This is a genomic window from Roseateles sp., from assembly GCF_036404855.1.
GTDB lineage: Bacteria > Pseudomonadota > Gammaproteobacteria > Burkholderiales > Burkholderiaceae_C > Pelomonas.
This window is the reverse complement of record NZ_DASWYS010000021.1, coordinates 1-8,365: the sequence shown is the minus strand read 5'-3', so window position 1 is coordinate 8,365 and position 8,365 is coordinate 1. Positions and strand designations below refer to the sequence as shown.

Genomic DNA, 8,365 nt, shown 5'->3' with positions numbered 1-8,365 from the left:
CTTCCGCGCCCGCGAAGACGGCCGTCGCCGCCGCGCCTGGCAGCGCGCTGCGTGTGACGGCCACGGCCGACACCTGGATCGAGGTGGTCGACGCCCAGGGGCAGTTGCTGCTGTCGCGCGTGCTGCGCGAGGGCGAACAGCAGGAATACAGCGGCGCGTCGCCCTACAAGGTGCGCGTCGGCAACGTGAGCGGCACACGGATCGAATGGCGCGGAGCCGCCGTCGACCTGGCCGCACGCGGCAAGGACAACGTCGCCCGTCTGGAGTTGAATTGATGAGCGAATGGATCATTCCCGAGGCCGCCCCCGCGCCGCGCAAGAGCCGCCAGGCCCGCGTGGTCTGGGGCAGCCGCGTCGTCACGGTCGGCGGTGATGCGCCGGTGCGCGTGCAGTCCATGACCAACACCGACACGGTGGACGCCATCGGCACCGCCATCCAGGTCAAGGAACTGGCCATCGCCGGGTCGGAGATGGTGCGCATCACCGTCAACACGCCTGAGGCTGCCGAGCAGGTGCCCTACATCCGCGAGCAGTTGGACCGCATGGGCATCGACGTGCCGCTGGTGGGCGACTTTCACTACAACGGCCATCGCCTGTTGACCGACTACCCGGCCATGGCCCAGGCATTGTCCAAGTACCGCATCAACCCCGGCAACGTCGGCAAGGGCGAGAAGAAGGACAAGCAGTTCGCCCAGATGATCGAGGCCGCGATGACCTACGACAAGGTCGTGCGCATCGGTGTCAACTGGGGCAGCCTGGACCAGGAGCTGCTCGCCCAGTTCATGGACGAGAACGCCCGCCGCGCCCAGCCCTGGGACGCCAAGCCGGTCATGTACCAGGCGCTGGTCGAGTCCGCACTGACGTCGGCCACCTATGCCCGCGAGCTGGGCATGAACCCCGACAACATCATCATCAGCTGCAAGGTCAGTGGCGTGCAGGACCTGATCTCGGTCTACCGCGAACTGGCCCGCCGTTGCGACTACGCCCTGCATCTCGGCCTGACGGAAGCGGGCATGGGCACCAAGGGCACGGTGGCCTCCTCCGTGGCACTGGGCATCCTGGCCCAGGAAGGCATTGGCGACACCATCCGCGTCAGCCTTACCCCTCAGCCGGGCGAGTCGCGCACGCAGGAGGTCGTCGTGGCCCTCGAGATCCTGCAATCGCTGGGCCTGCGGCACTTCAACCCCAGCGTCACCGCCTGCCCGGGCTGCGGCCGCACCACCAGCACGACCTTCCAGGAATTGGCCAAGCAGATCGATGACTTTCTGCGTCTGCAGATGCCCGTCTGGCGCAGCAAGTACCCCGGCGTCGAGGAGATGAAGGTGGCCGTTATGGGCTGCATCGTCAACGGCCCGGGTGAGAGCAAGCACGCCGACATCGGCATCAGCCTGCCCGGCACCGGCGAGGCACCGGCGGCGCCGGTCTTCATCGACGGCGAGAAGGCAGTGACCTTGCGCGGCGACAACATCGCCCAGGAGTTCCATGCCCTGGTCGAGAACTACATCGAGAAGCGCTTCGGCGCCACGGCCGCGGCCTGAACACGGATCCCATGAGCGAGACCAAGAAAGTCCAGCCGCTGCAGGCGGTGAAGGGCATGAACGACATCCTGCCGCCGGAATCGGCGCGCTGGGAGTCGCTGGAAGCCACCATGCGCGGCGTGCTGCAGCGTTACGGTTATCAGAACGTGCGCGTGCCCATCGTCGAGCCCACCGCGCTGTTCGTGCGCGGCATCGGCGAGGTGACCGACATCGTCGAGAAGGAGATGTACGCCTTCGAGGACCGTGCCGACAAGCATGGACAGGCAGAGCACCTCGCGCTGCGCCCCGAGGGCACTGCTGGCGTCGTGCGCGCCATGATCGAGCACAGCTATCTGCGCGACAGTCCGCGTCGCCTTTACTACGTCGGCCCGATGTTCCGTCGTGAGAAACCTCAAAAGGGCCGCTATCGCCAGTTCCACCAGATGGGCATCGAGGCGCTGGGCTTCGCGGGGCCGGACGTCGACGCGGAGGTCATCCTGCTGGCCCGCACGCTGTGGCGCGAGCTGGGCCTGAAGGAAGGCGAGGATGTCACGCTGGAGATCAACTGCCTGGGCCAGCCCGAGGAGCGTCGCGCGCACCGCGAAGCCCTGATCGCCTACCTGGAGCAGCACAAGGACGTGCTGGACGAGGAGGCCCAGCGCCGCATGTATGCCAACCCGCTGCGCGTGCTGGACACCAAGAACCCCGCCATGCAGGCCATGGCCGAGGGCGCGCCCAAGCTGCTGGACTTCCTGGGCGAAGCATCGCTGGCCCACTTCGGTGGCGTGAAGGCACTGCTGGACGCGGTGGGCCTGGCCTACCGCATCAACCCGCGCCTGGTGCGCGGGCTGGACTATTACAACCTCACCGTCTTCGAGTGGGTCACCGACAAGCTGGGCTCTCAGGGCACCGTCTGTGCCGGCGGCCGCTATGACGGCCTGGTCGAACAACTGGGCGGCAAGGCCACACCGGCCGTGGGCTTCGGCATGGGCATCGAGCGCCTGCTACTGTTGCTGGAGACGCTGGGCCTGCAGACCCCAACCGCTGCGCCCGACGTCTATGCCGTCGTGCCCGACCCGGCCGAGCTGCCGCGCATCCTGCCCACGCTGGAAGCACTGCGCGCCGCAGGCGTCAGCGTGCAGATGCACGCTGGTGGCGGCTCCTTCAAGTCGCAGTTCAAGAAGGCCGACGGCTCCGGTGCACGCTACGCGCTGGTATTCGGCACCGACGAGCTGGCGCGTGGCGAGGTGGCCGTGAAACCCCTGCGTGACGGGGCTGAACAGGCCGCCCGCACGCTCGCCGACGTGGCCGCCTGGGCGACCGAACTGCGCACCGCATAATCCCGGGCCCTGCCCGCACTCGCTGTATTCCTCTCATGGCATCGCATCTCGACCTCGAAGAACAAGAACAACTCGAACAACTCAAGGCGTTCTGGAAGCGCTGGGGCAACCTCATCACCTGGGCGTTGACCGCCGTGCTGGCCGCCTTTGCAGCTTGGCAGGGCTGGAACTGGTACCAGCGCGACCAGGCCGCCCAGGCCGCCGCGATGTACGAGGAATTTGACCGTGCTCTCACGGCCCAGGACCTGGACAAGGCTGCCGGTGCCGCGGGAGACCTGAAGGCGCGCTTCGGCAGCACGGCCTATGCCACTCAGGCCGGCCTGCAAGTGGCCAAGCTGCAGTTGGACAAGGACAAGGTGGAGGACGCCAAGCAGAGCCTGGCCTGGGTGGCCGAGCATGGTGCCGATGGCGGCCCCTACCGTGACGTCGCCCGCCTGCGCCTGGCGGGCCTGCAGCTCGATGCCAAGGCCTTTGACGAGGCTGCCAAGACCCTGGATGCGATCAAGGCCAGCGATTTCGCCGGTCTTGTCGCCGACCGCCGCGGTGACCTGCTGCTGTTGCAGGACAAGCGTGACGCCGCCAAGGCCGAGTACCTGAAGGCGCTGGCAGCCCTGGACAAGACCCAGGATTACCGCCGCGTCGTCGAGGCCAAGCTCTCTACGCTGGGCGTTCCGACCGCGGTCGACGCCACCGGAGCCCGGCAATGAAGCGCGCCGTCCTGATTTCGCTGCTGACCGCGTCGCTGGCGGGCTGCTCAACCATCAGCTCGACGTGGAACTCCTGGTTCGGCAACGACAAGAACAAGCCGGCAGCGCTGGAGACCCTGTCGGGTCCGGCATCTGGTCGCATCGTCTGGAGCGCCAAGGGCGACAACATCAACTTCCCGCTCAGCATCGCGACGCCGGGTGACCGCTTCGTCGTCGCATCCAGCGACGGCACCGTGCGTGCGCTGGCGGCTGCCGACGGCCGCGAACTGTGGCGCGGCGACGCCGGGGCGAAGCTGCTGGCCGGTATCGGCAGCGACGGTCGCTTCGCCGCCGTCGTCAATCGCGATAACGAGCTGGTCGTGCTGGACGCCGGCAAGGTGGCCTGGAAGAAGGCGCTGCCGACGCCTGTCGTGGCCGCGCCGCTGGTGGCGGGGGAGCGCATCTTCGCGCTGACGCTGGACCGCCAGGTGCTGGCTTTCGACGCGCTCGACGGTCGCAAGATCTGGGAACTCAAGCGCCCTGGCGAGCCGCTGACGCTGGCCAAGGCCGGCGTGCTGCTGGCCTACAAGGACACGCTGGTCGTCGGTCAAGGTTCGCGCCTGGCCGGCGTGGACCCGCTCAAGGGCAGCCTGCGCTGGGAGACCAGCGTGGCCACGCCTCGTGGCACCAACGAGGTCGAGCGCCTGGCTGACCTCGTCGGCCCCGCCGTGCGCCAGGGCGAACTGGTCTGTGCGCGCGCCTTCCAGTCCTCGGTCGGCTGCATCAATGCCGAGCGCGGCAGCACGCTGTGGAACCGTGTGGTCGGTGGCACCAACGGTGTTGGCGCAGACGACCAGGTCGTCGTCGCCGGCGACGCGTCGGACCGCCTGTCGGCCTGGAAGCTGGTCAACGGCGACCTGGCCTGGTCGGCCGATCAGTTCCAGCTGCGCAAGCTGTCGGAGCCCGTGCTGTCCGCCAAGCAGGTGCTGATCGGTGACTTCGAGGGGCAGGTCCACCTGCTGGACCGCGATACCGGCAAGACCCGCTCGCGCCTGGCCACCGATGGTTCGCCCGTCGTCACGATTGCCCTGCTGGGCGACACGGCCCTGGCCGCCACCAAGAGTGGTGGCCTGTTCGCGATCAAGGCGGAATGAAACCGGTCATCGCCCTGGTCGGCCGCCCCAACGTGGGCAAGTCGACGCTGTTCAATCGCCTGACGAAGACGCGCGACGCCATCGTGGCCGACTTCGCCGGCCTGACGCGCGACCGCCACTATGGCGACGGCCGCCTGGGCGACCGCGAGTTCATCGTCATCGACACCGGCGGCTTCGAACCCGACAGCACCACCGGCATCGTCAAGGAGATGGCCAAGCAGACCAAGCAGGCGGTCGCCGAGGCCGATGCTGTCATCTTCGTCGTCGACGTGCGCCTGGGCCTGTCGGCTCACGACGCCGAGATTGCGCGCTATCTGCGCAGCGTCAACAAGCGTGTCCACCTGGCCGTCAACAAGGCCGAGGGCATGCTGGAGTCGCCGCTGCTGGCCGAGTTCCACGAACTGGGCATGGGCGAGCCGCATCCGATCTCGTCGGCCCATGGCCAGGGCATCCGCAGCCTGCTGGATGCGGTGCTGGAGCCGTTCGACGCGACCGAGCGCGACGAGAGCGCGCCGGACGATGGGGTCATTCGCCTGGCCGTGGCCGGCCGCCCCAACGTGGGCAAGAGCACGCTGATCAACACCTGGCTGGGCGAGGAGCGCCTCGTCGCCTTCGACATGCCGGGCACCACGCGTGACGCCATCGCCGTCGACTTCGAGCGCAACGGCCAGAAGTTCAAGCTCATCGACACGGCCGGCCTGCGTCGCAAGGGTCGGGTGTTCGAGGCCATCGAGAAGTTCTCGGTCGTCAAGACGCTGCAGGCCATCGCCGACGCTCATGTCGTGCTGCTGCTGCTGGACGCGACGCAGGGTGTGACCGACCAGGATGCCCACATCGCCGGGTACATCCTCGACAGCGGCCGCGCCGTCGTGCTGGCTGTCAACAAGTGGGATGCCGTCGACAGCTACCAGCGTGAGACGCTGAAGCGCCAGATCGAGCAGCGCCTGGCGTTCCTGAAGTTCGCGCCGCTGCACCAGATCTCGGCGCTGAAGCGCCAGGGCCTGGCCGCGCTCTGGAACGCGATGGCCGACGCCTACGCCTCCGCCTACCGCAAGATGACGACGCCGGTGCTGACCCGCCTCATCCAGGAGGCCGTGGAGCACCAGCAGCCCAAGCGCTCCGGCGTGTCGCGCCCCAAGCTGCGCTACGCCCACCAGGGCGGCCAGAACCCGCCCATCGTCGTGATCCACGGCAATGCGCTGGAAGGCGTCACCGAGGTCTACAAGCGCTACCTGGAGGGCCGCATCCGCGCCCACTACAAGCTCGTCGGCACACCGCTGAAGATCGAGCTGCGCTCGTCCAAGAATCCATTTACCGAAAAGACCTAGGGTGACCGGCGGGTGGGGCAAAACCCTGTGTTAAGGTCCAACCCGTAGTCCCTTCCCCCCGATAACTCGGAGCATACCGATGAGCAACAAAGGCCAACTTTTGCAGGACCCCTTTTTGAACCTGCTCCGTAAAGAGCATGTGCCGGTCTCGATTTACCTCGTCAACGGCATCAAGCTTCAGGGCCATATCGAATCCTTTGATCAGTACGTCGTCCTGCTGCGCAACACCGTGACTCAGATGGTCTACAAGCACGCGATTTCCACCGTCGTGCCGGGCCGTGCAGTGAACTTCCACGCCGGCGACGCACCCGCGGACGCCTGATCCCCAGACCCTTGTCTTCGACCGCTGCCAACGACGCGACGCCGCCCACCGAGGCGGCGCGCGCCATTCTTGTGGGTGTCGATTTCGGCCGCCATCGCGTCGCCCAGGGCTTCGATGAGAGCCTGGATGAACTGGCGCTGCTGGCCGAGTCCGCCGGCGACACGCCGGTTGCCAAGATCATCGCGCGGCGCCAGGCACCCGACGCGGCCCTGTTCGTCGGTTCCGGCAAGGCCGACGAGATCAAGCTGCTCGTGCAGGCTCACCAGGCCCACACGGTGCTGTTCGACCAGGCCATCTCGCCGGCGCAACAGCGCAACCTCGAGCGCGTGCTTGGTGTGCCGGTGGCCGACCGCACGGCGCTGATCCTCGAGATCTTCGCGGCCCGCGCGCAGAGCCATGAAGGCAAACTGCAGGTGGAGTTGGCGCGCCTGCAGTACCTGGCCACACGGCTGGTACGGCGCTGGAGCCATCTGGAGCGCCAGAGCGGTGGCATCGGCATGCGCGGCGGCCCCGGCGAAGCCCAGATCGAGCTGGACCGCCGCATGATCGACGAGCGCATCAAGCAGACCAAAGAGAGGCTCAAGCGCGTGCAGCGTCAGCGTGGCACGCAGCGCAAGGCACGGTCGCGCAATGGCGTTTTCAAGGTCTCGCTGGTCGGCTACACGAATGCGGGCAAGAGCACGCTGTTCAATGCGCTGACCAAGGCGCGCGCCTATGCCGCCAATCAGCTGTTCGCGACGCTGGACACGACGACGCGCTCGCTCTACCTGGAGCAGGCAGCCGCCAGCGTGTCGCTGTCCGACACCGTGGGCTTCATCCGCGACCTGCCACACAAGCTCGTCGAGGCCTTTCGAGCGACGCTGCAGGAGGCGGCCGATGCCGACCTGCTGCTGCACGTCGTCGACGCCGCCAGCCCGGTGCTGGACGAGCAGATGGTCGAAGTCGAGCGGGTGTTGGAGGAAATCGGTGCGGCTGGCGTGCCGCAGATCCTGGTCTACAACAAGCAGGACCTGCTGCCCGACGACCAGCGCCCGCGCGAGATCGTCGATGCCGTGTTGCGTGCCAATGGCAGCACGGAGCCCACGCCGCGCGTCTTCGTCAGCGCCATCGACGGCGGCGGCCTGAACGAGTTGCGCCAACTGATCGCGACGGCCATGCAGACCCAGCCCTTGATTCCCGACGAGCGGGACCCACGTTTCGACGTTGATCCGTCGCAGTCATCGGACTCCGACGAGCCTTCTTCCTCAGACTCCTCCCAGGCATGAGCAGCACTTCCCACACCCCGCCCCGCAGCCCGTGGGCCCAGCGTCTGCTGACGCCGGTTGCCCGTGCCGCCGGCCGGCTGCTGAACAATGGTCGCAACGACGGTCCGCCCGACCTCGACGAGCTGTGGCGCGACTTCAACCGCAAGCTCTCGGGCATGTTCGGCGGCAAGTCCGGCGGCCCGACCGGTCCCAGCGGCTCGGGTGGCACTCCCGACATGAAGGGGGCCGGCATCGGCGTCGGCCTGATCGCCGGCGTGGTGGCGCTGGGCTGGCTGGCCAGCGGCTTCTTCATCGTGCAGGAAGGCCAACAGGGCGTCGTCACGTCCTTCGGCAAGTACAGCAAGACGGTGGAGGCCGGCTTCCAGTGGCGCATGCCCTATCCCTTCCAGGCCCATGAGGTGCAGCCGGTCTCCCAATTGCGCCAGGTCGAGGTTGGCCGCAGTTCGGTCGTCGCGGCCACCGGCCTGCGCGACTCGTCCATGCTGACCCAGGACGAGAACATCGTCGACATCCGCTTCACGGTGCAGTTCACCGTCCGTGACCTGAAGGACTTCCTGTTCGAGAACCGCGATCCCGAGCAGGCCGTGGTGCTGGCCGCCGAGTCGGCCGTGCGTGAGATCGTCGGCAAGAGCGCGATGGACTCGGTGCTCTATGAGCAGCGCGATGCCATCGCGGCCGAGCTGGTCAAGTCCATCCAGGCCCAGCTCGACCGCCTCAAGGCCGGCATCCAGATCAAGAACGTCAACGTGCAGAG

General features: G+C 67.4%; 9 protein-coding genes. All 9 read left to right on the top strand.

The features are described from left to right. On the top strand, positions 1 to 275 hold a 275-nt coding region (locus tag VGF12_RS01315; protein ID WP_331174244.1), incomplete at its 5' end, for a DUF4115 domain-containing protein. Further along, positions 275 to 1,537, top strand: a complete 1,263-nt coding sequence (gene ispG / locus VGF12_RS01310; protein ID WP_331174243.1) for a flavodoxin-dependent (E)-4-hydroxy-3-methylbut-2-enyl-diphosphate synthase — start codon at positions 275 to 277, stop codon at positions 1,535 to 1,537. The genes VGF12_RS01315 and ispG, both read left to right, overlap by 1 nt. 11 nt (positions 1,538 to 1,548) lie before the next feature. Further along, positions 1,549 to 2,856 carry a histidine--tRNA ligase gene (gene hisS / locus VGF12_RS01305; protein ID WP_331174242.1) on the top strand — a complete coding sequence of 436 codons (1,308 nt, stop codon included), beginning with the start codon at positions 1,549 to 1,551 and terminating at the stop codon, positions 2,854 to 2,856. A gap of 35 nt (positions 2,857 to 2,891) precedes the next feature. Further along, on the top strand, positions 2,892 to 3,563 hold the full coding sequence (locus VGF12_RS01300; protein ID WP_331174241.1) for a tetratricopeptide repeat protein: 672 nt from the start codon (positions 2,892 to 2,894) through the stop codon (positions 3,561 to 3,563). Then, positions 3,560 to 4,696 (top strand): outer membrane protein assembly factor BamB, encoded by a 1,137-nt coding sequence (gene bamB, locus VGF12_RS01295; protein WP_331174240.1) that lies wholly within the window; start codon positions 3,560 to 3,562, stop codon positions 4,694 to 4,696. The genes VGF12_RS01300 and bamB overlap by 4 nt, the downstream gene beginning before the upstream one ends. Then, positions 4,693 to 6,024: a ribosome biogenesis GTPase Der gene (der, locus tag VGF12_RS01290; RefSeq protein ID WP_331174239.1), complete on the top strand. Its 1,332-nt coding sequence runs from the start codon at positions 4,693 to 4,695 to the stop codon at positions 6,022 to 6,024. Before bamB ends, der begins: the two co-directional genes overlap by 4 nt. Positions 6,025 to 6,103: 79 nt before the next feature. Then, a complete protein-coding gene (gene hfq / locus VGF12_RS01285; RefSeq protein ID WP_056198163.1) occupies positions 6,104 to 6,346 on the top strand; it encodes an RNA chaperone Hfq in 243 nt (80 codons plus the stop codon). Between the two features lie 11 nt (positions 6,347 to 6,357). Further along, the gene (hflX, locus tag VGF12_RS01280; RefSeq protein WP_331174238.1) at positions 6,358 to 7,611 is read left to right on the top strand and encodes a GTPase HflX; all 1,254 of its coding nucleotides are present in this window, start codon (positions 6,358 to 6,360) and stop codon (positions 7,609 to 7,611) included. Further along, positions 7,608 to 8,365: protease modulator HflK (locus VGF12_RS01275; protein ID WP_331174237.1), on the top strand; the 758-nt coding region annotated here is incomplete at its 3' end. The genes hflX and VGF12_RS01275, both read left to right, overlap by 4 nt.

Coding starts and splice junctions, on each gene's coding strand:
- bamB (WP_331174240.1), top strand. CDS start 3,560: ATGAAGCGCGCCGTCCTGATTTCGCTGCTGACCGCGTCGCTGGCGGGC.
- hfq (WP_056198163.1), top strand. CDS start 6,104: ATGAGCAACAAAGGCCAACTTTTGCAGGACCCCTTTTTGAACCTGCTC.
- ispG (WP_331174243.1), top strand. CDS start 275: ATGAGCGAATGGATCATTCCCGAGGCCGCCCCCGCGCCGCGCAAGAGC.
- VGF12_RS01300 (WP_331174241.1), top strand. CDS start 2,892: ATGGCATCGCATCTCGACCTCGAAGAACAAGAACAACTCGAACAACTC.
- hisS (WP_331174242.1), top strand. CDS start 1,549: ATGAGCGAGACCAAGAAAGTCCAGCCGCTGCAGGCGGTGAAGGGCATG.
- der (WP_331174239.1), top strand. CDS start 4,693: ATGAAACCGGTCATCGCCCTGGTCGGCCGCCCCAACGTGGGCAAGTCG.